Origin of the sequence: Streptomyces sp. NPDC058880, assembly GCF_042742535.1 — a bacterium.
Classification (GTDB): Bacteria; Actinomycetota; Actinomycetes; order Streptomycetales; family Streptomycetaceae; genus Streptomyces.
This window is the reverse complement of record NZ_JBHYMC010000011.1, coordinates 12,882-34,830: the sequence shown is the minus strand read 5'-3', so window position 1 is coordinate 34,830 and position 21,949 is coordinate 12,882. Positions and strand designations below refer to the sequence as shown.

General features: G+C 72.2%; 19 protein-coding genes. 7 read left to right on the top strand and 12 right to left on the bottom strand.

Annotation, left to right across the window (positions count from 1 at the left end):
• Positions 1-9 precede the first annotated feature (9 nt).
• Positions 10-582, bottom strand: a complete 573-nt coding sequence (locus ACFW2G_RS09145; protein ID WP_037927948.1) for a cob(I)yrinic acid a,c-diamide adenosyltransferase — start codon at positions 580-582, stop codon at positions 10-12.
• A 214-nt stretch (positions 583-796) separates the two neighbouring features.
• Between ACFW2G_RS09145 and ACFW2G_RS09140 the strand changes: the two genes are divergently transcribed.
• The 3 genes from ACFW2G_RS09140 (at position 797) to ACFW2G_RS09130 (ending at position 4,873) form a co-directional block, all read left to right on the top strand.
• Positions 797-1,645 (top strand): 3-hydroxyacyl-CoA dehydrogenase family protein, encoded by an 849-nt coding sequence (locus tag ACFW2G_RS09140; protein ID WP_037927951.1) that lies wholly within the window; start codon positions 797-799, stop codon positions 1,643-1,645.
• 172 nt (positions 1,646-1,817) lie between these two features.
• Positions 1,818-2,141: an STAS domain-containing protein gene (locus ACFW2G_RS09135; protein ID WP_030386930.1), complete on the top strand. Its 324-nt coding sequence runs from the start codon at positions 1,818-1,820 to the stop codon at positions 2,139-2,141.
• 191 nt (positions 2,142-2,332) lie between these two features.
• Positions 2,333-4,873 carry an ATP-binding protein gene (locus tag ACFW2G_RS09130; protein WP_384680889.1) on the top strand — a complete coding sequence of 847 codons (2,541 nt, stop codon included), beginning with the start codon at positions 2,333-2,335 and terminating at the stop codon, positions 4,871-4,873.
• Positions 4,874-4,924: 51 nt separating this feature from the next.
• Here ACFW2G_RS09130 and nucS read toward each other — a convergent pair whose 3' ends face one another.
• Positions 4,925-5,596 (bottom strand): endonuclease NucS, encoded by a 672-nt coding sequence (gene nucS, locus ACFW2G_RS09125; protein WP_030660334.1) that lies wholly within the window; start codon positions 5,594-5,596, stop codon positions 4,925-4,927.
• 219 nt (positions 5,597-5,815) lie between these two features.
• Between nucS and ACFW2G_RS09120 the strand changes: the two genes are divergently transcribed.
• Positions 5,816-6,208, top strand: a complete 393-nt coding sequence (locus tag ACFW2G_RS09120; RefSeq protein ID WP_030660337.1) for an SCO5389 family protein — start codon at positions 5,816-5,818, stop codon at positions 6,206-6,208.
• A gap of 22 nt (positions 6,209-6,230) precedes the next feature.
• On the opposite strand, the gene ACFW2G_RS09115 is transcribed toward ACFW2G_RS09120, so the two are convergent.
• Entirely contained in the window at positions 6,231-7,262 is a 1,032-nt protein-coding gene (locus ACFW2G_RS09115; RefSeq protein ID WP_037927956.1) for an LLM class flavin-dependent oxidoreductase, read from the bottom strand.
• A 231-nt stretch (positions 7,263-7,493) separates the two neighbouring features.
• Between ACFW2G_RS09115 and ACFW2G_RS09110 the strand changes: the two genes are divergently transcribed.
• The gene (locus ACFW2G_RS09110; RefSeq protein ID WP_037927959.1) at positions 7,494-7,820 is read left to right on the top strand and encodes a hypothetical protein; all 327 of its coding nucleotides are present in this window, start codon (positions 7,494-7,496) and stop codon (positions 7,818-7,820) included.
• Positions 7,821-7,837: 17 nt separating this feature from the next.
• Here ACFW2G_RS09110 and ACFW2G_RS09105 read toward each other — a convergent pair whose 3' ends face one another.
• From ACFW2G_RS09105 to mce, 7 genes are all read right to left on the bottom strand, one after another.
• Positions 7,838-8,674: an ABC transporter permease gene (locus tag ACFW2G_RS09105; RefSeq protein WP_037927963.1), complete on the bottom strand. Its 837-nt coding sequence runs from the start codon at positions 8,672-8,674 to the stop codon at positions 7,838-7,840.
• Positions 8,671-9,786, bottom strand: coding sequence for an ABC transporter ATP-binding protein (locus tag ACFW2G_RS09100; protein ID WP_037927966.1), 1,116 nt, complete (start codon positions 9,784-9,786; stop codon positions 8,671-8,673). Before ACFW2G_RS09100 ends, ACFW2G_RS09105 begins: the two co-directional genes overlap by 4 nt.
• Positions 9,787-9,939: 153 nt before the next feature.
• Positions 9,940-10,716 carry an ABC transporter permease subunit gene (locus ACFW2G_RS09095; protein WP_037927969.1) on the bottom strand — a complete coding sequence of 259 codons (777 nt, stop codon included), beginning with the start codon at positions 10,714-10,716 and terminating at the stop codon, positions 9,940-9,942.
• 2 nt (positions 10,717-10,718) lie between these two features.
• On the bottom strand, positions 10,719-11,732 hold the full coding sequence (locus ACFW2G_RS09090; RefSeq protein ID WP_384445514.1) for an ABC transporter ATP-binding protein: 1,014 nt from the start codon (positions 11,730-11,732) through the stop codon (positions 10,719-10,721).
• 100 nt (positions 11,733-11,832) lie between these two features.
• Positions 11,833-12,771: a cellulose-binding protein gene (locus tag ACFW2G_RS09085; RefSeq protein WP_037927975.1), complete on the bottom strand. Its 939-nt coding sequence runs from the start codon at positions 12,769-12,771 to the stop codon at positions 11,833-11,835.
• A 195-nt stretch (positions 12,772-12,966) separates the two neighbouring features.
• Entirely contained in the window at positions 12,967-17,523 is a 4,557-nt protein-coding gene (gene scy, locus ACFW2G_RS09080) for a polarized growth protein Scy (RefSeq protein ID WP_384581037.1), read from the bottom strand.
• 190 nt (positions 17,524-17,713) lie between these two features.
• On the bottom strand, positions 17,714-18,142 hold the full coding sequence (gene mce, locus ACFW2G_RS09075) for a methylmalonyl-CoA epimerase (RefSeq protein ID WP_031148310.1): 429 nt from the start codon (positions 18,140-18,142) through the stop codon (positions 17,714-17,716).
• 135 nt (positions 18,143-18,277) lie between these two features.
• Here mce and ACFW2G_RS09070 point away from each other — a divergent pair, with 135 nt between their 5' ends.
• Both ACFW2G_RS09070 and meaB read left to right on the top strand, forming a co-directional pair.
• Positions 18,278-19,477 carry an acetyl-CoA C-acetyltransferase gene (locus ACFW2G_RS09070; protein WP_037927984.1) on the top strand — a complete coding sequence of 400 codons (1,200 nt, stop codon included), beginning with the start codon at positions 18,278-18,280 and terminating at the stop codon, positions 19,475-19,477.
• Between the two features lie 88 nt (positions 19,478-19,565).
• A complete protein-coding gene (meaB, locus tag ACFW2G_RS09065) occupies positions 19,566-20,525 on the top strand; it encodes a methylmalonyl Co-A mutase-associated GTPase MeaB (RefSeq protein ID WP_037927986.1) in 960 nt (319 codons plus the stop codon).
• An 82-nt stretch (positions 20,526-20,607) separates the two neighbouring features.
• On the opposite strand, the gene ACFW2G_RS09060 is transcribed toward meaB, so the two are convergent.
• Positions 20,608-21,084 (bottom strand): MarR family winged helix-turn-helix transcriptional regulator, encoded by a 477-nt coding sequence (locus tag ACFW2G_RS09060; RefSeq protein ID WP_037928634.1) that lies wholly within the window; start codon positions 21,082-21,084, stop codon positions 20,608-20,610.
• A gap of 64 nt (positions 21,085-21,148) precedes the next feature.
• Positions 21,149-21,949, bottom strand: coding sequence for an AIM24 family protein (locus ACFW2G_RS09055; RefSeq protein WP_384445614.1), 801 nt, complete (start codon positions 21,947-21,949; stop codon positions 21,149-21,151).

Here is a 21,949-nt window from a genome sequence, read left to right as displayed (position 1 = left end):
CGCCCCGAGCTACCGCTCGCCGCCCGGCACCCACAGCACGTCCCCGACCTCCTTGTTGGCCACCCGGGCCAGGATGAACAGGAGGTCGGAGAGACGGTTGAGGTAGGTGGCGGTGAGCGGGTTCATCGTGTCGCCGTGCACCTCCAGCGCCGCCCACGTGGACCGCTCGGCGCGCCGGACCACGGTGCACGCCTGGTGCAGCAGGGCCGCGCCGGGGGCGCCGCCGGGCAGGATGAAGCTGCGCAGCTTCTCCACCTGTTCCAGGAAGAGGTCGCAGTCGGCCTCCAGCTTGTCGACGTAGAACTGCTCCACGCGCAGCGGCGGGTACTCGGGGTTCTCGACGACGGGGGTGCACAGGTCCGCGCCCACGTCGAACAGGTCGTTCTGCACCCGCACCAGGACCTTTACGACTTCGGCGGGGAGCGCGCCCAGCGCGATGGCCGTCCCGATCGCCGCGTTGGCCTCGTTCGCGTCGGCGTACGCGGAGATCCGCAGGTCGGTCTTGGCCGTGCGGCTCATGTCGCCCAGGGCGGTCGTGCCCTTGTCGCCGGTCCGGGTGTAGATGCGCGTGAGGTTCACCATGCGGCCAGGGTAGACGGGCCCGCCGGACGGGCGGCGACGGCGGCGGCGGGTGAACTGTGCGGCAGCGCACCGCTCATGGGCCGTACCGGTGTGATGTCCGTCATCTGAGACGTGACGCGTGTTACTTCGCGGTCACACCGCACCCCCCGGGCGCTAGTCTCCGCCGGAGTGGCTGTGAAGCCGTGCCGTATTTGAGAACAACGAGGGGTGTGCAGTGGCTGGGAAGCTCGCCGTCATCGGTGCGGGACTCATGGGTTCCGGGATCGCTCAGGTCTCCGCTCAGGCGGGATGGGACGTCGTGCTGCGCGATGTCACCGACGCCGCGCTGACCCGGGGCACGGACGGGATCAAGGCCTCGTACGACAAGTTCGTCTCCAAGGGCAAGCTGACGGCCGAGGACGCCGAGGCGGCGCTCGCCCGCATCACGACGACCACCGACCTGGACGCCGTCGCCGACGTCGACATCGTGGTGGAAGCGGCCTTCGAGAAGATCGAGATCAAGCACGAGATCTTCCGCGCCCTCGACAAGATCGTGCGCGAGGACGCCGTGCTCGCCTCCAACACTTCCGCCATCCCGATCACCAAGATCGCGGCCGTGACGGAGCGTCCGGAGCGGGTCGTCGGCGCGCACTTCTTCTCGCCGGTCCCGATGATGCAGCTGTGCGAGCTGGTCCGCGGCTACAAGACGAGCGACGAGACCCTGGCCACCACCAGGGCGTTCGCCGAGTCCGTCGGCAAGACCTGCATCGTGGTCAACCGCGACGTCGCCGGCTTCGTGACGACCCGTCTGATCTCCGCGCTGGTCGTCGAGGCCGCCAAGCTGTACGAATCGGGCGTGGCGTCCGCGGAGGACATCGACATCGCCTGCAAGCTGGGCTTCGGGCACGCGATGGGCCCCCTGGCCACCGCCGACCTCACGGGCGTCGACATCCTGCTGCACGCCACCAGCAACATCTACACCGAGTCCCAGGACGAGAAGTTCGCGCCGCCGGAGCTCATGCGCCGCATGGTGGACGCCGGGGACATCGGCCGCAAGAGCGGCCAGGGCTTCTACAAGCACTGAGAACGGTCCCGCCACTGAGCGCCATCGTTCGAATGCCGTCACCCGTCAGGGTGAATTAGGTATCGGTTCGCTCACGGTCGGCAACTTCCCTGCCCGCGCGGCAGTCAGTTGCAGTGAGAGTTGCCGACCACGGGCCAGTTGCCATACGTACGCAGTACTGCCGGGAGTACACATGCACATCAGGGGCGACCACGCCGAACTCGCTGTCGGGGGACGCCTCGACGTGCGCAGCGCGGCGGACGCCCGTACGGCCCTGCACACCGCCCTCGACGACGGCCAGGGCGACCTCGTGCTCGACCTCACCGGGCTCGACTCCTGGGACGCGACCGGACTCGGCGTGATCATGGGAGCGCACCGGAGGGCCGGCCGGACTGGGCGGCGCCTCGTCCTGCGCGGGGTGCCGCCGCAGATGCAGCGGCTGCTCGTGGCGACCAGGCTGCACCGGATCCTCGCGATCGAGGGCGGCCTGGAAGCCGAGTCCCTTCCCCGGGTCTGACCCGCAAGCCGCTGACCTTTGCATTTCCTGCGGAAAGTAACGGTCCGGTGGTGATCGAGTCCCTGCGGTTTCCCGCACCACCGGCCACGGTCTAGGGTTCGGGCGGAAACCGGACCAGTGGCGACAGCGGGTGCGCGACGGCCGGGCGGTACGACGGCGAGGCGCGCGGCCCGCGATCGGGGGACTGGGTCATGGACCGTACACACGGGCACGGCGAGCGGGACGAGCGTGCCGCCGGCGCCGGTGCGACGCCGGCCCCGGGGGCCGGTGGGCCCGCGCGGGTCGTCACCCTGACCGCCGGCGACTTCACCCTCACCGTCAACCCGGTCGACGGCAGCGAGATCGAACCGCTGCGGCCCGGCACCGAACGCGCCCGCCCCGCCCGGCGCACCCCGGCCGCCCGCGCGGCCCGGGACGCCGCGGCCCGGCCGCCCGTACTGCCGGGAGACCCGATACCCGTCCGGCCCCTGCTCGCCCGGGACGAGGAACTGGAGCGGCTCGTACGGCTCCTCGGCCGCGGCCGTTCCGTCCGCCTGACCGGCCCTTCCGGATCCGGGCGCAGCGCGCTGTTGGACGCCGTCGCCGCCCGGTGCGCGGGCGTCGCGCCCGACGGCGTCGTACGACTCAGCGGCCACGGACATCAGCAGCCCGGGGAACTGCTGCACGCGCTCTGCGCGACGGTCTACGAGGCGCCCCGCGAACGCCCCGAACAGGACGAGCTCCTCGCCCGCGTGCGCGAGATCGGGGCCGTCGTCCTCCTCGACGACCTGGAGATGGGCGGCAGCGCTCTGGACGAGCTGCTGCGCGCCACCCCCGAGTGCGCCTACCTGCTGGCGGCCACCCCCGACACCAAGGCCCCCTCCGACGAATCCCACGTCGAAGAGGTCTTCCTCACCGGCCTCGGCAAGGCCGACTGCGCAGCACTGCTGGAGGCGGGCGTCGGACGACCGCTGACCGAGGAGGAGACCGCCTGGGCGGACGACCTTCGGTTCGCCTCGGAGGGGTTGCCGCTGCGCTTCGTACAGGCCGCCGCGATGCTGCGCCAACGCGACGAGCTCAACCACAGCGACGAGGACGACGACGAGGAGGAGCCGGGCGTCTTCGAGGAGCGCCCGCGCGACAGCGCGGCGGTGCCCCTGCCGACGCTCGCCGAGGGCGCCGCCCCGGCGGAGCTGTTGGCGTCGCGGGTCAGCGAGTCGGCGCGGGCGGCACTGCGGATCGCGTGCGCGCTGGGCGGCGAACTGCCGCACCACACCCACCTGCCGGCGCTCGTGGGGGACACCCACGCCGACACCGCGGTGGCGGAACTGCTGGCCTGTGGCCTGCTGACGCCCGTCGGGACGCGCTACCGGCTGGCCGCCGGCGTCGCCCGCCAGCTGGAGGAGGCCGGCTACGGGGAGACCGCGGCGGAGGAGGCCCGTACGGCTGCCCGGCACTACGCCTGGTGGACCGGGCACGCCTCGGTGGTCCCGGAGCGGGTGGGAAGGGAAGCGGACGCGGTGCTCGCGGCGCTGGCCGGCGCGGACGTGGTGGCCGCGGCGGTGCTGGCGCGTACGGCCGCCCCCGCCTTCGCGGCCTCACTGCACTGGGAGGCCTGGGAGCGGGTGCTGCGCTCGGGAGCGGAAGCCGCGCGCAAGGCGGGGGAGGTGGCCGAACAGGCCTACTTCCACCACGAGCTGGGGGTGCTCGCCCTGTGCGAGGGGAGGCTCGACCGGGCCCGCGCCGAACTGGAGACCTCGATCGGGCTGCGGGGCGCGCTGGCCGACAAGCGGGGCATGGTGGCGGGTAGACGAGCGCTGGCGCTGGTGGTGGACCGTGAGCTCGCCGGGGCCGCTGCGTCGCCCCCGCTGCGACTGGAGGCGCCCGAGGCTCCCGGGGAGGCCCCGGAGGCCGTGACGGTGGCGATCCCGGCCGCCGCGGCGCCGGGCCCGGCCGCCGAGGCGGCGACCGTGGTGACCCCGGTCGCCCGCAGGACCCCCGCCGTCCGGCCGTCCGCGGCCACCCGCCGTGCCCCGGCCCTCCCGGCCCCGCCGCCGGCCGCCGGGGCGGCCGCGGCCGTTCCCGTGGTCCCGGTCTCCTCCGAGGCGGTCACGCGGATGACTCCGGTGGTACCGGTGACCGAGAGCCCGGAGCCGCCCACGACGCTGTCGGCGGTGTTCGAGGACGCCTTCCCGATGGCACCGAAGCAGGACGCGGCTTCCCCGGTGCCGCCGGCCCCGGTTCCGGCGCCGCCCGGCCGGGACGCCGGCCGCCGCAAGCTCGTGCTGCTGGCCGCCGCGGGAGCATTGACCGCGGTCGCGCTGGGCACCGTCGTCAGCTTCGCGATGAGCTCCCCGGACCGTGAGCCGCCTGCCCAGGGGCCGGCCGTGTCCTCGACCCCGGAGGCCTCCGCGACACCGACGGCGGCCCTGGAGACCGGAGGGCACGATCCCGCGCCGGAGCAGCCCGCCACGGCTCCCTCGCAGGGCTCGACGACCACGACCACGACCACGACCCAGGCCCCTGGCGTGAGCCTCGCCCCGCCGGCCCCGGTTCCGACGCCGCCCGGCCGGACCCCGACCCGGCGCCCCGCCACGACGCCCCCGAACTCGCCCGCCCCGACGTCCCCTTCGGCCCCGGCGACCACCGGGGCGCCGACCCCGCAGCCGACGGAGACCGCCGCGCCGTCGCCCACCGGCGCCGGGACGGGCACCGGCACCGCGACCGCCACCTCGCCGGTCGCCACCCCCTGAAACGCCGACGGCTCCGTCCTCGCGGACGGAGCCGTGTCGTTTCGAACGGGATCAGAACAGGCGGAGCTTGTCGTCCTCGATGCCGCGCAGGGCGTCGTAGTCCAGGACCACGCAGTCCATCCCGCGGTCCGTAGCCAGCACCTTCGCCTGCGGCTTGATCTCCTGCGCGGCGAAGACGCCGCGGACCGGGGCCAGGTGCGGATCGCGGTTGAGAAGCTCCAGGTAGCGGGTCAGCTGCTCCACGCCGTCGATCTCGCCGCGGCGCTTGATCTCCACGGCCACCGTCGCGCCCGAGGCGTCCCGGCACAGGATGTCCACCGGGCCGATCGCCGTCATGTACTCGCGCCGGATCAGGGTGTAGCCCTCGCCCAGCGTCTCGATGCGGTCGGCGAGCAGTTCTTGGAGGTGCGCCTCGACGCCGTCCTTGATGAGCCCGGGGTCCGTGCCGAGCTCGTGGGAGGAGTCGTGGAGCACTTCTTCCATCGTGATGATGAGCTTCTCGCCCGCCTTGTTGACGACCGTCCACACACCGGCGTCGTCCCCGCTCCCCTCTTTGAGGGTGCACGGAGGCGACATCCAGTTGAGCGGTTTGTACGCCCGGTCGTCCGCGTGGATCGAGACACTGCCGTCGGCCTTCACGAGGATCAGACGGGGTGCCGAGGGCAGATGGGCGGTGAGCCGGCCCGCATAGTCGACGGAGCAGCGGGCAATCACGAGACGCATGGTCGGCAACGCTACTCGACCTACTGCCCTCCACGCGATTCGCCCCTGAAAGCCCCGTTCGCCGATGGCGCGTTGTATGCGCATTCTCCTGGTGCGTCACCCAGTGGGCGCCTACCGTGGTGAGCGGGAGGTTGTCGAGCGTGCACTCTGCGTCGCGATCTCCTTCCCTGCCCGTAAGACTCCGGCAACCAGTCAGCCGGGGTCGCGAGAGGAGAACCCATGTCGCTCGACGTCTCACCGGCCCTACTCGAACAGGCCGAGCGAGGCGAGGTCGACGAAGCCGCTTTCGTCGACTGCGTCCGGACCTCCCTGCCCTACGCATGGGAGATGATCAGCTCGCTGGTGGCCCAGCTGAAGGTGGACGGCGGCCAGTTCGCCGACAACCAGACGCCGCCGCCCGACGAGCAGGCGCGTGGGCAACTGCTGCGCGCACTCGCGAGTGACGCGATACGCGGTGCGCTGCAGCGGCACTTCGGAGTGCGTCTGGCATTCCAGAACTGTCACCGGGTGGCGGTCTTCCCGCTGGATCCCTCGGTGGACGACCGGCTGGCCAAGTTCACTTCGATCCGTGGCCAGCTGCTCAACCAGTCGCCCGAACTGCGGGACTGCTGAGCAGGGCCGCAGCCGGTAGATCTCAGCCGAGACGGGGCAGGACTTCGGCGCCGAGCCGTCGTACGTTCTCCTCCGTCGCGGCGAGATCTCCCGAGCCCTCCGTCAGGAGGGCGAAGCGCGTGATCCCCGTGCGTGCGGCGGTCGCCGCCAGGCGGTCCGCCGCCAGCTGCGGGGTGCCCACCGGATGAAGGTCGCACAGCAGTTCCGTGTAGGCGACCGGATCCCGCATCGCGCGCACGCGGCCGTCCACGGTCACGTGTGCGTCCAGGCCCAGCCTGAGCCAGCCCGGCATGGACTTCAGCAGGGTCTCGCGCGCGTCGGCGGTGCCGTCCGCGATCTGGCACACCCCGGCCGAGACGTGCCCGGCCAAGGCGACGTGCTCGGGGGAGTGGCCCGCCGCGAGCGCCGTGCTGCGCCACAGCGCGACCATCTCGGCCTTGTTCTCGTCCCCGCAGTGCATGCCCAGCAGCATCGGCAGCCCGCGCTGCGCGGCCGCCCGCACCGACGACGGTGAGGTGCAGGCGACGATGACCTCCGGGCCCGACCCGTCGCCGTCCAGCGCCTCCGAGGGTCGTGGTACGACGGCCACCTCGCGGAAGGCGTACCGCTCGCCGGCGGCACCCACCCGGGCCTCGGTGAGCCAACGCCGCAGCAGGTCCAGGGACTCCGGGAAGCCGTTCTCGTAGGCGTCCAGGCCGCCGCCGAAGACCTCCAGGTCCACCCACGGCCCGCCGCGTCCCACCCCCAGGGTGAAACGGCCGCCCGAGGCCAGGTGCAGCAGGGCCGCCTGCTCCCCCAGGGCGACCGGGTGCGTGCTCGGCAGCACGCTCACCGCCGTGCCCACCCGCAGCCGACGGGTCCGACCCAGCAGCAGGCCCGCCAGGGTCACCGCCGACGGACAGACCCCGTACGGGACGAAATGGTGCTCGGCCAGCCAGACCGAGTCGAGCCCGGCCTCCTCGGCCACCTCCGCGGTCCGCACTGCCCGGTGCAGTGCCTCGCCCTGCCCCTGGCCAGGGAACTGGGCCGCCAGTACAAACGCTCCTACGCGCATCGCCTTTATCCTCCTCGCGGCTGACGCGGCCTCCCCCAGGTGGACCGGTTCTTCCTATGGCAACAACGTCTGACACGTGCCAAAGGCACGGGCTGACACGAAAGTTATTGGGATTGTCGGGCCAGTGCCGGCCATCGGCCCGTCCTCCCCATGGACACCCTGCGGGTACCCGGCCTCGCTGCGCGTAGTCTGGAAGAAAGTCACTGCCGTCGGCTCATCCGTGAGGTATACGTGTCACCGCGCCACAACCGCCCCAGGGGCGGCGAGAACCCGGACGACCGCCCCGGTGTCGGCCTGGACCGCTTCGGGCTGGAGCGCACCGAGGAGTACCAGGGCGAGGACTGGAAGGTCAGACACGTCGCGGGCGCGAGCGCGGCCGGCAAGCGCTACCGGTGCCCCGGATGCGACCAGGAGATCCCCTCCGGCACCCCGCACCTGGTGGCCTGGCCCGAGTACGGCGGCGTGGACGACCGGCGGCACTGGCACAAGGCCTGCTGGAACGCGAAGGACCGCCGCACCACGAAGGTGCAGCGGTCCCGCAACGCGCCGAGGTACTGACCCCGGCGCCGGCTCCGTCAGACGTCCCGGCGGCCGACCATCACGTACGAGGCGGCGACCGTCGCTCCCGTGATCAGCACGATGATCAGCACGTTGGAGAGGTTGCTGGGCGTAGCGCCCAGGTCGCCGCCCTCCTGCATGCCGAACAGCTGGCTCAGCGCGACCGGCACGTTGCGCTGGAGGATCTCCCGCCCGATGGGGGCCACGGCCTCCCAGACGATGAGCATGGCGCCCAGGACCGGCGGCAGCGTGACCAGGCCGAGCATGACGGCGATCGCCCCCGCCGAATGCCGCACCATCGCACCGATCGCCAGGGCGAGCACGCCGAGCAGGGTGACGTATAGGCAGCCGGCCGCGGCGCCCAGCCACTCGTCGGCCGTGTGCGGGCCGGCGGCGGCCCCGCCGTGGGCGAGGGAGGCGGCGATCCCGACCACGAAGACCGACAGCGCGGTGGCGACGAAGGCCGTGACGCTGAAGACGAGGTACTTGGCGGTCAGGACGCGGAAGCGGTCCGGGGCGGCGGTGAACGTCGTGCGCACCAGTCCGGTGGCGTGCTCCGAGGAGATGGTCAGCACGCCGAGGACCATCACGGCGACCTGGCCGACCATCAGGCCGAAGAGGGCGGGGGTGGTGAAGGAGATCGACTCGTAGTCCCGGTCCGAGGTCTGCGAGACGAAGAGCATCCCGACGCCGACGACGGTCAGCACGAGCGCGCCCAGCGTCCAGAGGGTCGAGCGGATCGAGATCAGCTTGGTCCACTCCGAGGCGAGGGCGTGCCCCAGGTGCGGCCGCGGCGAGGGCAACGGAGAGCTGTAGCTCCGCGGCCGGTCCGGCGTCGTGGTCGTCGGGGTCATCGGGTGTCCTCGGGGGAGTCCTTGGCGGTGCTCGCGAGCTCGCCGGGATTGCTGGGCATCAGGAAGGGCCTGCCGCCCGCTCCGGGCGGCGGCGGGGCGAAGAAGCCCGCCTGCGGGACCTCGGGGGCCGCCTGCTCGTCCTCCCAGGCCGGGAGGGCCAGCGGGTCCTCCTCCCACAACTCGGCCCGAGGGTCCTCGGTGGAGGCGTACTCGACGTCGGCCTGGGTCATCCGCATGTACGCCTCCTCCAGCGAGGCCCGGTGCGGGGACAACTCCCACAGCCGTACGCCGGCCGTGTGCGCGAGGTCGCTGATGCGGGGAAGCTCCAGTCCGGTCACGCGCAGTGCTCCGTCGGGCTCCTGGAGGACCCGGCCGCCCGCCCGGGTGAGGGCGGAACCCAGCGCGTCCCGGCCATCGGGATCGGTGTCGGCCGCACGTACCCGAGCGAATCCGGCCGAGTTGTGCGCGATGAACTCCTGCGTACCCATGTCGGCCAGCAGCCGTCCGCGGCCGATGACGATCAGGTGGTCGGCGGTCAGTGCCATCTCGCTCATCAGGTGCGAGGAGACGAAGACGGTGCGACCCTCGGCGGCGAGCCGGCGCATGAGGTTGCGGACCCAGAGGATGCCCTCGGGGTCCAGCCCGTTGACCGGCTCGTCGAACAGGAGCACCTGGGGGTCGCCGAGCAGCGCCGTGGCGATGCCGAGGCGCTGGCCCATGCCGAGCGAGAAGCCCTTCGTGCGCTGCCGGGCCGCGTCCTGGAGGCCGACGACGGCCAGCACCTCGTCCACCCGCTTCTCCGGGATCCCCGAGAGCTGGGCGATGGACAGCAGGTGGGTGCGGGCCCGGCGGCCGCCGTGCACGGCCTTGGCGTCGAGGAGGGCGCCGACGTGCCGCTGGGCGTTCGGCAGCTCCCGGAAGGGGAAGCCGTTGATCGTGACATGACCGGACGTGGGCCGGTCCAGGCCGAGGATCATGCGCATGGTCGTGGACTTCCCGGAGCCGTTGGGCCCCAGGAATCCCGTCACGTGTCCCGGCTTGACCTGGAAGGACAACTGCTCGACGGCGGTCTTGGCGCCGTAGCGCTTGGTCAGGCCGACTGCCTCGATCATCTCGCTGCCCCTTACCAGGCCGGGACGACTCTCGCCCGTGTAAGGGTTAAGAGGATAGCGAGCTTCCTACGGTTCCGTCCCGGGCCGGATCCCTGACCCGCCCCCGAGGCCGACCCTGGGATGCCCCGTAGTCCTTCCGGAGGGGGCCGGCCGTCAGGCGTCCCTCCTGCTGAGGACGAGGTACCCACCGAGTACCGAGGCGGCCGCCCACAGGAGCATGATCCCGAGCCCGCCCCACGGGCCGTAGGGCGCGTCAGAGGAGACGGTCGGGGAGGACACGGTCTGCATGATCGCGGACCCGGCCTGGTTGGGCAGGTAGTAGGCGATCTTGTGGGTGGCGTCCACCAGGCTGAGGACGATGGGCAGGATCAGGACGAAGCTGATCAGGATCGAGATCGCGGCGGCGGTGTTGCGCAGCATCATCGACACACCCATCGCGAACACCGCGAGCAGCGCCATGTACAGGCCGACGCCGATCACGGCGCGCAGCACGTTCTCCTCACCGAGCGTGGTGCTGTGCTCGCCGAGGAGGGCCTGGCCGAGGAAGAAGGACAGGAATCCGGTCGCGATGCCGACCACCAGTGCGAGGCCGGTAGCCACGGTGAGCTTCCCCAGCAGCAGGGAGCCGCGGTTCGGCACGGCGGCCAGGGAACTGCGGATCATGCCGGTGCTGTATTCGCTGCCGACCACCATGGCCCCGAAGACGAGCACCGCCACCTGGCCGAGGAGCATTCCGGAGAAGCTCATCTGGGTGGGGTCGAAGGCGATCTGCTGCGGCTCCGGCATGGTGTCGAAGGTCGCGTTGACCACGGCGCACAGACCGGCGCCCATGGCGACGGTCACCAGGAGCGCGGTGGCGAGCGTCCAGCTGGTGGAGGCCACGGTGCGGATCTTGGTCCACTCGGACGTGAGGACGGCGGAGAAGGCCATGGTCACCGCCCGCCCTTGCGCGTGGAGTCTGCGGTGTCGAAACCGGCGCCCCAGGCGGGGACGTCGGCCGGCCGGGCCGGGTTGTCGGTGGCCGGGCCGGGTGCTCCCGGTGCGTGGGAGTGGTATTCGACCGAGTCCGCCGTCATGCGCATGAACGCTTCCTCCAGTGATGCCCGTTGCGGGCTGAGCTCGTGCAGCACGATCTGGTGCCGGGCGGCCAGCTCCCCGAGCTGCTCAGCGCTCGCGCCGTCGATCTCCAGGGTGCCGCCGGCGGGGACGTCGACGGCGTCGATCCCGGCCTCGTGCAGGACGTCCTTGAGCCGCTCCTGCTGCGGCGAGCGCATCCGGACGTAGCTGCGGGAGTTCTGGTGAATGAAATCAGCCATAGAGGTATCGGCCAGCAGCCTTCCTTGGCCGATGACGATCAAATGGTCGGCGGTCAGGGCCATTTCGCTCATCAGATGGGAGGACACGAAGATCGTTCTCCCTTCTGCCGCCAGGCCCTTCATCAGATTGCGGATCCAGAGAATTCCTTCGGGATCCAGGCCGTTGACGGGCTCGTCGAACATGAGGATCTGCGGATCGCCCAGCAATGCGGCGGCGATCCCGAGCCGTTGGCCCATGCCCAGCGAAAAACCTTTGGACTTCTTCCTGGCCGCCGGCGTCAGTCCGACCAGGTCCAGCACCTCGGTGACCCGGCGCTGCGGGATGCCGTTCGACTGGGCCAGGCAGAGAAGGTTGTTGTACGCGGTGCGGCCGCCGTGCATCGCCTTCGCGTCCAGCAGCGCCCCGACGTGCTTGAGCGGTTCCCGCAGTTCCCGGTAGCGCTTGCCGAGGATCCGGACCGTGCCCGCGGTCGGGTTGTCGAGGTCGAGCATCATGCGCATCGTCGTGGACTTGCCCGCCCCGTTGGGGCCGAGGAAGCCGGTCACCACCCCTGGCCTGACCTGGAAGCTGAGGCTGTTGACTGCGGTCTTCGTGCCGAACCGTTTCGTGAGGCCATCGAGTTCGATCATGTCGCCACGCTAGAACGCCCGAGGGCCCTACGCCACCTCGAATGGGTGACATAGGGCCCTCGATCAGGCTCGATCGCTACCTGCGGGTCATGCCCGGTGGCTAGCGGCTCTGCTGCGCCGGAACGCCGCGGCTGACCGGCTCGTCGTCCACGATCGGGTTGGCCGCGGCGACGGCCGCACCGGTCAGCGTGGCCAGCATCTCGCGGACGTTGGTCAGCTGCGCGTTGATCGAGTCGCGGCGGTTGGTGAGCGCGGCCAGCTCGCGCTCGGACTCGCTGCGGATGCGGTCGGCCTTGGCGTTGGCGTCGGCCACGATGTCCTCGGCCTGGCGCTGCGCGGTCTCCACGGTCTGGCGGGCCCGGCGCTCGGCGTCCGTACGCAGCTTCTCGGCCTCCAGGCGCAGCTGCTCGGCCCGGTGCTCGATCTCCGCCAGGCGCTTCTCGGCCTTGGCCTGGCGGGAGGCCAGGTCGCGCTCGGACTGCTCACGGCGCTTGGCCAGGTTGGTCTCGAAGTCCGCGGCGGCCTGTGCGGCCTTGGCGCGGGTCTCCTCGAACAGGGCGTCGGCCTCCTCGCGCTTGGAGGCCGCGTCCTTCTGGGCCTCGGCGCGCAGGGTGGCCGCGTCGCCCTTGGCCTTTTCGACGATGCGGACGCCCTCGTCCTCCGCCTTCGACTTGCGGTCGGCCGCGAACGACTCGGCGTCGTTGCGCACCTGCTGGGCGGCCGATTCGGCGAGCTCACGGTGCTGCTCGGCCGCGCGACGGGCCTCCTCGCGCAGGTCCTTCGCCTCCTCCTCGGCCAGCCGCAGGATCTTCTCGACCCGGGCGCCGAGACCCGCGTACGACGGCTCCGCGTCGTTCACCTGGGCCTGGGCGTTCTGCGTCTCGAGGTGCAGCTCCTCGATCCGCTTTTCCAGAGAGTTGATACGTCCAAGGGCGCTGTCGCGGTCGGAGACCAGCTTGGTAATGCGGTCGTCCACCTGACCGCGGTCATAACCACGCCGCACGAGCTCGAAGCCGAAGGGGGAGGAAGTGTCGCTCATGGGGTTCCTGTCGAATGAGACCGATGAGGTGCTACGTGAGGTGTTAGGGGAATCCTAGGCGCCCAGACGGCGTGTCATCGAGTCAATCCGCGTTTGATCTGGACAATGACACCCCTTTTGAGTGGCAAGGCGGCGGAATGCTTGTCACTCGTTCGCCTGAACCCTCATCAGGTGCGCACATCTCGGACCGCTTGGCTACCCCTCCGACGACTTGCCACCCGAACGAGTGGAACCTGCCGAGACTCCGGCCCTGGCACCCCCCGCGCCCTGGCCGCCGACCGCGGGCTTCCCGCCACCCGAAGGCGCCTCGAATGATTCCAACGCCTCAAGCACGTCCTGGACACGGGAGATCTCTCCCTGAATGTCCTGCCGCCTGCGGACGAGGACCTCCAGCTCGCGGCGGCCCTCCTCGACGAGGCGCTCGGCCTCCGCCTTGGCCTCGGCCAGTGCCTTCTCGGCCACGCGCGCCAGCTCGGCCTTCTTCTGCTCGGCCTCCTTGAGCAGGGCCTCCGCCTTGCGGACCGCCGCGATGCGCACCTTGCTCGCCTCGCTGCTCGCGTCCGACAGCAGCTCCTTGGCCTTCGCCTCGGCCTCGACGCTCTGCTCGGTCGCCGCACGCACCAGCTTGTCCACGCGCTCGCCGGCCGACTTCATCTGCTCGGCCGACTCCCGGCGGGCCCGCTCGTGGAGCTCTTCGACCTCGCCCTCGACGCGGCCGCGCAGCTCCTCCGCCCGTTCCCTTATGGCGGCGGCGTCCGTGCGCGCTCCGACCAGCAGCTCGTTGGCATCGGTACGGGCCTTCTCCACCAAGGAGTTGCCCTCGACGGTCGCCTCCGAGGTGATGCGCGCCGCCTCCTTGCGGGCCGCGTCGACCATGGCGTCGGCCTGCTCCTCGGCCGCCGTCGTGGCGGCGAGGGCCTGCTTCTGAGCCTCGACGGTGAGGCTGTCGGCCTCCGCGGCCGCCTCGGTGATCAGCCGGTCGACCTGCTCGGCGGCCTCGCTGCGCCGCTTGTTGGCCTCCTCGCGGGCCTCGTCCAGCAGCCGCTCGGACTCCGCACGGGCCTCCGCCCGGGTGCGTTCCGCCGCGGCGGCGGCCTCCGCCTCGACCCGCTCGGACTCCGACCGGGTACGCGTCGCGTGCTCCTGCGCCGAGGACAGTGCCTCCGCGGCCTCGGCGCGCAGCCGCTCCGCCTCGGACGACGCCTCGCCGACCGTGCGCTCGTTGTCCTTGCGGGTCTGCTCGGTGAGCTTGTCCGCCTCGGCCGCCGCCTCGGTGATGAGCCGGTCCGCCTGCTCGGCCGCCTCGCTGCGCAGCCGGTTCGCCTCGGCGCGTGCCTCGTCCAGCGTCTGCTCGGCGTCGCGCTCGGCACCGGCCAGGGTCTCGCCCGCCGCGGCCGTGACCCGGTCCGCCTCCGCGGTGGCCTCGCCGATGATCCGGCCGCCCTCCGCACGGGCGTCGTCCAGGACGCGGGCCGCGTCGGCGCGCAGCCGCTCGGCCTCGGCCGCGGCCTCTCCGACGGTGGCCTCGTTGGCCACCCGGGTCTCGTCGATGAGCCGGTCGCCCTCGGCGCGCGAGTCGACCATGATCTTCGCGGCGTCCCGCTCGGCGCCCGCCAGCGTCTCGGCCGCCTGCGACTTCAGGCGTGCCGCCTGGGTGGTGAGGCGCTCGGCCTCCGCCGCCGCCTCGCCCACGGTGGCCGCGTTCGCGGCGCGGGTCTCCTCGACGAGGCGCTCCGCCTCCGCCGAGGCCTCGGTGATGAGCCGGTCGACCTGCTCCGCGGCCTCGGTGCGCAGCCGGTTGCCCTCGGCCCGCGCCTCGTCCAGCGCGGCCGCGGCCTCAGCGCGGGTGGCCTCGGCGGCCTCCGCCGCCTCGGCGGTCAGCCGCTCCGCCTCCGCCTCGGCCTCGCTGACCGTGGCCGCGTTCGCGGCGCGGGTCTCCTCGGTGATCCGCTCGGCCTCCGCCGAAGCGTCGGCGACGATCCGGACGCCCTCGGCGCGCGAGGCCTCCAGGGCCTCCGCCGCCTCCCCACGGATGCGGTTGGCGTCGTCGCGGGCGTCGGCCCGGGTACGGGCGGCGTCGCGCTCGGACGCGGCCAGCGCGTCCGTGGCCTCGGTACGCACCCGCTGCGCGTACTCCGCGGTGTCGGTGCGCAGCTGCTCCGCCTCGGCGATCGCCTCGCCGACGGTCCGCTCCGCCAGCGCCTTCGCCGCGTCCGTCTCGGTGCGCGCCTCGGTGCGGATCCGGTGGGCGTCCTCGGCGGCCCGCTCCCGCTCCGCGTGGGCGTCGGCGCGGACCCGGGCCGCCTCTTCCTCGGCCTCCGCCTTCGTCCGCTCCGCCACGTGCTCGGCGGCGCTGCGCAGCCCGGAGATCTCCTCCTCGGCCTGCTCGTGCAGTCCGGCCACGGAGTCGCGCATCTGCTGGGCCGTGGCCTCGGCCGCCGACACCAGCTCCGACGCGCGGCGCTCGGCCTCCTCGGTCAGGCGGGTCGCCTCCGCCTGCGCCTCCTCCGACCGGCGCCGGGCCGCGGCCAGCAGCTCCTCGCTCTGCTCGCGGGCCTGCGCCCGCTCCTGGTCGGCGTCGGTCCGGGCCGACGCCAGGGTCTCTTCGGCCTCCCGGCGGCGCCGGGCGGCCTCCTCCTGCGCGGCGGCCAGCGCCTCGGCGGCTTCCTCGGCGACCCGCTCCGCCGCGGCCTTCGCCTCGGCGCGCAGCCGGTCCGCGGTCTCCTGGGCCTCGGAGCGCACGCGCTCGGCCTCGGTCTCGGCCTCACCGCGCAGCCGTACGGCGACCTGCTCGGCCTCGGCACGTACCCGGCCGGCGTCCTGCGCCGCCTCGGTGCGCAGCTCGTCGGCCTCCGCCTCGGACTGCGCCTGCAGGGTGCGGATGCGCTCGGCCGACTCGGCGCGCAGCCGGTCGTTCTCCTCGGTCGTCTCGCGGCGGATGGTCTCCGCCGCCGCGCGGGCGTCGCGCAGCGTCTGCTCGGCCGTGGTCAGCCGGCTCTCGGCCTCCGTGTGCAGCCGTACGAGCTCCTCGTCGGCCTCGGCCCGCTTCGCGGCCAGAGCCTGCTCGGTCTCCTCGCGCCGTGCGAGGGCCGCAGCGTCCGCCTCGGCGCGGACCGACTCGGCCTGCTCCTCGGCCTCGCCGCGGATCCGCTCGGCCTCGGCGCGGGTGCGCTCCAGCGTCTCCTCGGCCTGCCTGCGCAGGGTGCCGGCCCGCTCGACGGCCTCGGCGCGGACCCGCTCGCTCTCGGTGGTCGCCCCGGCGCGCAGTTCGTCCGCGTCGGACTTGGCCTTGCCGAGCAGTTCCTCGGCGGTCTTGGCCGCCTCCTCGATCTGCTGGACCGCCTCGCGGCGGGCCTCGCCGCGGATCCGCTCGCCCTCGGCGACGGCCTCCGCGCGCAGCTGCTCGGCCTCGCCCCGCAGTCGACGGGCCTCCTCCTGCAGCTCGACGGTCCGGGCGCGGTACTCCTCGGTGTCGTCCTTCGCGGCGCCCTTGAGCTCGTCCGCCGTTGCCGCGGCCTGCAGGCGCAGCCGGTCGGCCTCGGCCTCGGCCTCGCGGCGGATCCGTTCGGCCTCCTCGGACGCGGCCCGGGTGGTGGCCCGGGCGTCCTCCGAGGCCTTGTTCAGGACGTCCTCCGCCGTACGGGCGGCCTTCGCCAGCTGTGCGGCCATGTCCTCGGCAGCGGCCGTACGGGCCTGCTCTCCGGCCTCGGTGCGCTGCCGCTCGGCGTCCGCGCGGGCGTCGGCCAGGAGCTGCTCGGCCTCGGCCTTGAGGAGGTCGGCCTCCTTGGTGGCCTGGCCGACCAGCCGGGCGACCTGCTCCTTGGCGGTGCGGGTGCGCTGTTCGTTGACCGACTCCGCCGACGCGAGCTGGCGCGAGGCGCTCTCCTTGGCCTCCGCGAGGACCTTCTCGGCCTCGGCACGCGCCTCGCGCAGCGCGGACTCGGCCTCCTGCACCCGGGATTCGGCGATGCGGCCGAGGTCCAGGGTCTGCTGCCGGGTCTGCTCCGCCTCGGCGGAGGTGGTGGAGCGCAGCCGCTCGGCGTGCTGGGTGGCCTCCTGCGCCTGGGTGGAGGCGGCGGTCAGCAGTCGCTCGGCCTCCTTGCGGGCGCGCAGCAGCGTGGACTCGGCCTCCGCGCGGGCGGCGTCGGCATCGGCGGTCATCCGGCGCCGGGTCTCTTCGGCGACCCGGGCGGCCTCGGCGCGCGCCGCGTTCAGGGACTGCTCGGCCTCGGCGCGGGACTCCTCCATCAGGCGGCGAGCCTGGGCCTCGGTACGGGCGCGCAGCTGTTCTGCCCAGGCCACGTTCTCGTTGACGTGCGCCTCGACGGTCTGGCGGCGCTCGTTGAGTTCCTGGTCCAGCCGCTGGCGGCGGTTGACGGCCTCGGTGTGCAGCTCGGCCTGCAGGCGCGCCTGGTGCTCGGCGTGCTCCTGGAGGATGCGCTGGGTCTGCGCCCGTGCGTCGCGCAGCTCGCGCTCGGCGTCGGAGCGCATCTGGTCGGCCTGGATCTGGGCGTTGCGGAGCAACTGCTCCGCCTGATAGCCCATGTCCGCGCCGTCGTAGGCAGGGCGGGACGCGAGGGCCCGGCGTACCTCGTGGAGCTTGGCGCGCAGCACCTCGACCTGGTAGCCCAGGTCCTCAGCGTGCTGGACGGCCTTCCCGCGCTCCTTCTTCAGCCGCTCCATCTCGGCCTCGAAGCGCGAGAGATGGTCGGCCTCGGCCTGATGGCTCTCCTGGCTTTCGTAGCCCCGCACAGCGCGGTCCCATCCGTCCCCTGGTCGCAAGCTCACTCCCAATGAGCATCGCTCGCCCGCTGAACGACGCCCCCGGGGGAATGGTGTCAGATACCGGGGCAGGGGTCACAGGCCCCGACCCTCTCCGCACCGAACCCCGGCCGAGCCATGGCCACTCTACCGGCCGGGGAATCGGGCCATCAGTGGTCCATCAATGGTCGGGGCCGGAGGTGACCAGTTCGGTGAGGACTCCGTGGCAGTCCTTGGGGTGCAGGAAGGTGATCGAGGAGCCCATCGAACCGGTGCGGGGCTGGTCGTAGAGCACGCGGACGCCCTTGCCGCGGATGGCCTCCGAGTCGCCCCGGACGTCCTCGGTGCCGAAGGCGATGTGGTGCACGCCCTCGCCGTTCTTGGCGAGCCACTTGCCCACGGCGGAGTCCTCGCGGGTGGGCTCCAGGAGCTGGATGTAGGAGGCGCCGCCGTCGGAGGTTTCGTTGATCTTCAACATGGCCTCGCGGACGCCCTGCTCCTCGTTGACCTCGGTGTGGAACACCTCGAAGCCGTACGTGGCACGGTAGAACTCGACAGTCTTGTCCAGGTCGAAGCAGGCGATCCCGATGTGGTCGATTCTTGTCAGCATGGGGACAGTGCACTCCTGAAGGGGGCGGTCACGCAACGTGCGCGCGATCACACCGGCAGCCCGGTGACCGCTGCGGTACCGCCCAGTACATTCACGTAAACCCTCGTTCACTCCTCATCCAAGGGGCTGTGCCTCATGTCCGGATCGAACAACACCACCTCCGTGATCGTCGCCGGGGCCCGCACGCCCATGGGGCGGCTGCTCGGCTCGCTGAAGTCCTTCTCGGGCGCCGACCTCGGCGGCTTCGCCATCAAGTCCGCGCTGGAGCGGGCCGGGATCTCCGGCGACCAGGTCCAGTACGTGATCATGGGCCAGGTGCTCCAGGCCGGCGCGGGTCAGATCCCCGCCCGCCAGGCGGCGGTCAAGGCCGGCATCCCGATGAACGTGCCGGCCCTGACCATCAACAAGGTGTGCCTGTCCGGCCTGGACGCGATCGCGCTGGCCGACCAGCTGATCCGCGCCGGCGAGTTCGACATCGTCGTCGCGGGCGGCCAGGAGTCGATGACCAACGCCCCGCACCTGCTGCCGAAGTCCCGCGAGGGCTACAAGTACGGCGCGATCGAGATGCTGGACGCGATGGCCTACGACGGCCTCACCGACGCCTTCGAGAACATCGCGATGGGCGAGTCCACCGAGAAGCACAACACCCGCCTGGGCATCGAGCGCGGCCCGCAGGACGCGTTCGCCGCCGCCTCCCACCAGCGTGCGGCCGCCGCCCAGAAGAACGGCGTCTTCGAGGCGGAGATTACCCCGGTCGAGATCCCGCAGCGCAAGGGCGACCCGGTGATCTTCTCCACCGACGAGGGCATCCGCCCCGAGACCACGGTGGAGTCGCTCGGCAAGCTGCGGCCCGCCTTCGCCAAGGACGGCACGATCACCGCCGGCACCTCCTCGCAGATCAGCGACGGCGCGGCCGCCGTGGTCGTGATGAGCAGGGCGAAGGCCGAGGAGCTCGGCCTGGAGTGGATCGCGGAGATCGGCGCCCACGGCAATGTGGCGGGCCCGGACAACTCCCTCCAGTCGCAGCCGTCGAACGCGATCCTGCACGCCCTGAAGAAGGAGGGTCTGGAGGTTTCCGACCTGGACCTCATCGAGATCAACGAGGCCTTCGCGGCGGTCGCCGTGCAGTCAATGAAGGATCTGGGCGTGACCCCGGAAAAGGTGAACGTCAACGGCGGTGCGATCGCCCTGGGCCACCCGATCGGCATGTCCGGGGCCCGCGTGGTGCTGCACCTGGCGCTGGAGCTCAAGCGCCGCGGCGGCGGGGTCGGCGCGGCCGCGCTGTGCGGCGGCGGCGGCCAGGGTGACGCGCTGATCGTCCGCGTCGCCAAGTAGTCGCCGAGTAAGCGGCCCGGCCGCCGGGCCGGAACCGGGCCCGGCGGCCCGCACGTATCCCGTACGAGAACCGAGGAGCGCAGCACGCATGACGGTGGACGTCCCCCAGCTGGTGGCCCAGGCGCGGGAGGGCCGGCCGAGAGCGGTGGCCCGGTTGATCTCGCTGGTCGAGGGGGCGTCCCCGCAGCTGCGTGAGGTGATGGCCGCGCTGGCCCCGCTGACGGGCGGGGCGTACGTGGTGGGCCTGACGGGATCGCCGGGCGTGGGCAAGTCGACCTCGACGTCCGCGCTGGTGTCGGCGTACCGCAGGACCGGCAAGCGCGTGGGCGTCCTCGCCGTGGACCCGTCCTCGCCCTTCTCCGGCGGGGCGCTGCTCGGCGACCGGGTGCGGATGTCGGACCACGCCTCGGACCCGGGGGTCTACATCCGCTCCATGGCCACCCGCGGCCACCTGGGCGGTCTCGCCTGGGCCGCCCCGCAGGCGATCCGGGTGCTGGACGCGGCCGGCTGCGACGTGATCCTGGTCGAGACGGTCGGCGTCGGGCAGTCGGAGGTGGAGATCGCCTCGCAGGCGGACACCTCGGTGGTGCTGCTGGCTCCGGGGATGGGCGACGGGATCCAGGCTGCCAAGGCGGGCATCCTGGAGATCGGCGACGTGTACGTGGTCAACAAGGCCGACCGGGACGGCGCGGACGCCACCGCCCGCGAGCTGAACCACATGCTGGGGCTGGGCGAGGCGCGCGGCCGGGACGACTGGCGGCCGCCGATCGTGAAGACGGTGGCGGCCCGCGGGCAGGGCATCGACGAGGTCGTCGAGGCGTTGGAGAAGCACCGGGCGTGGATGGACGAGCGCGGCGTGCTCGCCGAGCGGCGGGCTGCGCGGGCCGCCCGGGAGGTCGAGACGATCGCCGTCACGGCGCTGCGGGCGCGGATGGCCGACGTGCACGGGGACGCGCACCTCGGCGCGCTGGCCGCCCGGGTCGCCGAGGGCGAGCTGGATCCGTACGCGGCGGCCGACGCCCTCCTGGCGACCCTGACGGAGGCCTGACGGCCCCGGCCGGGCAGCGGGCGGATCGCCCCGCCCGCTGCCGGGCGGGGCGATCCGGGCGCCCGGACCGACCTGGACCGGCTCAGACCTTGCCGCGGGTGCCGCGCAGGTGCTCCGCGACCGGGGTCAGGGAGGTGCGCAGCGCCGCCAGGGCCTCCGGCGGCAGCAGGTCGATGAAGTGCCGGCGGACGGACGCCACGTGGTGCGGGGCGACCTTCCGCATCGTCTCCATGCCCTCGTCCGTGAGCACCGCGTACAGGCCGCGGCGGTCGGACTCGCAGTTGACCCGGCGGACCAGGCCCGCCGTCTCCATCCGCGTGATCTGGTGCGAGAGCCGGCTCTTGGACTGCAGGGTCGCGGTCGCGAGATCGCTCATGCGCATCCGGTGCTCCTGCGACTCCGAGAGGTTCACGAGGATCTCGTAGTCGTTGTTGGTGAGTCCGAAGGGCTGGAGATCCTTTTCCAGCTGGTGCATGAGCAGCCTGCTGACGTCCAGGTGAGTGCGCCAGGCGCACTGCTCCGCGTCGGTGAGCCAGCGCGTTGCCGTCTCGGTCTCCATGGTCTCCATGAATGAACTCTACCTAAAAAGTTGAATTGCGTACAAAGGTCGAAAGTCCCCGCCGTTACAGTCCCAGGCGCCGCTGGAGATCACCCAGCTGTCCCGGCATCCTCGGCACACCCACCTGCCCCAGGGGTCCCTGGCCGGCCCCCGGCACGCCCTGTGCGTTGCCCGTGGCCGCCCCGGCACCCACCGTGCCGACCGACTGCTCCGCCATCAGCATCTCCGAGGACTGCAGCAGCACCGTCCCCGCTCCGACGAACTCGAACTGGTGCTCCTCGCCCGAGGTTCCCCCGATGCCGGTCAGCGAGCGCAGTCCGCCCATCACGCCGGACATGTAGCCGTGATCGTAATGGTGACAGGGAGACGGGCAGTCCGCCCATCCGACGAGCGCCTGCGGGTCCACGCGCAGCGGCGGCTCCATAAACACCACCGGCCCGTTGGAAGCCGCCACGAACTTCCCGGTCCCGATCAGTGTCAGGAAGCCCGGGACGATCGACTGCTTCAGGGCGAGCGAGGGCTGGTAGGCGAGCAGGTTGCCCGAGCGGATCGTCAGGTTCCCGTCGTCCAGGTCGTACGAGTTCACATCGAACGCCCGGTCGGCCAGCAGCATCTTGCCCTGGCCCTCGGCGACCACCCAGTCGCTGGCGTGCAGCGGGGAGTGGAAACTGGTGCGCAGCAGGCGGTCGAAGCGCCCGTTGCCGATGCCGTTGAACTCGATGCGCCCGTAGTACGAGATCATCTTGCCCTTCTGCAGGAACCACTGGCTCCCCTTGAGCTCCACGCAGAAGGTGTAGGCGTTCACGTTGTCGTCCGACGGCAGCGTGTACGGGTCGAAGACCGTCGGGCCACCGGGCCCGCCCAT

Bases quoted from the DNA above. Each gene is read 5' to 3' on its own strand.
- ACFW2G_RS09145 (WP_037927948.1), bottom strand. From the start codon at position 582: ATGGTGAACCTCACGCGCATCTACACCCGGACCGGCGACAAGGGCACG.
- ACFW2G_RS09135 (WP_030386930.1), top strand. From the start codon at position 1,818: ATGCACATCAGGGGCGACCACGCCGAACTCGCTGTCGGGGGACGCCTC.
- ACFW2G_RS09130 (WP_384680889.1), top strand. From the start codon at position 2,333: ATGGACCGTACACACGGGCACGGCGAGCGGGACGAGCGTGCCGCCGGC.
- nucS (WP_030660334.1), bottom strand. From the start codon at position 5,596: ATGCGTCTCGTGATTGCCCGCTGCTCCGTCGACTATGCGGGCCGGCTC.
- ACFW2G_RS09120 (WP_030660337.1), top strand. From the start codon at position 5,816: ATGTCGCTCGACGTCTCACCGGCCCTACTCGAACAGGCCGAGCGAGGC.
- ACFW2G_RS09115 (WP_037927956.1), bottom strand. From the start codon at position 7,262: ATGCGCGTAGGAGCGTTTGTACTGGCGGCCCAGTTCCCTGGCCAGGGG.
- ACFW2G_RS09105 (WP_037927963.1), bottom strand. From the start codon at position 8,674: ATGACCCCGACGACCACGACGCCGGACCGGCCGCGGAGCTACAGCTCT.
- ACFW2G_RS09100 (WP_037927966.1), bottom strand. From the start codon at position 9,786: ATGATCGAGGCAGTCGGCCTGACCAAGCGCTACGGCGCCAAGACCGCC.
- ACFW2G_RS09095 (WP_037927969.1), bottom strand. From the start codon at position 10,716: ATGGCCTTCTCCGCCGTCCTCACGTCCGAGTGGACCAAGATCCGCACC.
- ACFW2G_RS09090 (WP_384445514.1), bottom strand. From the start codon at position 11,732: ATGATCGAACTCGATGGCCTCACGAAACGGTTCGGCACGAAGACCGCA.
- ACFW2G_RS09085 (WP_037927975.1), bottom strand. From the start codon at position 12,771: ATGAGCGACACTTCCTCCCCCTTCGGCTTCGAGCTCGTGCGGCGTGGT.
- mce (WP_031148310.1), bottom strand. From the start codon at position 18,142: ATGCTGACAAGAATCGACCACATCGGGATCGCCTGCTTCGACCTGGAC.
- ACFW2G_RS09070 (WP_037927984.1), top strand. From the start codon at position 18,278: ATGTCCGGATCGAACAACACCACCTCCGTGATCGTCGCCGGGGCCCGC.
- meaB (WP_037927986.1), top strand. From the start codon at position 19,566: ATGACGGTGGACGTCCCCCAGCTGGTGGCCCAGGCGCGGGAGGGCCGG.
- ACFW2G_RS09060 (WP_037928634.1), bottom strand. From the start codon at position 21,084: ATGGAGACCGAGACGGCAACGCGCTGGCTCACCGACGCGGAGCAGTGC.
- ACFW2G_RS09055 (WP_384445614.1), bottom strand. From the start codon at position 21,949: ATGGGCGGGCCCGGTGGCCCGACGGTCTTCGACCCGTACACGCTGCCG.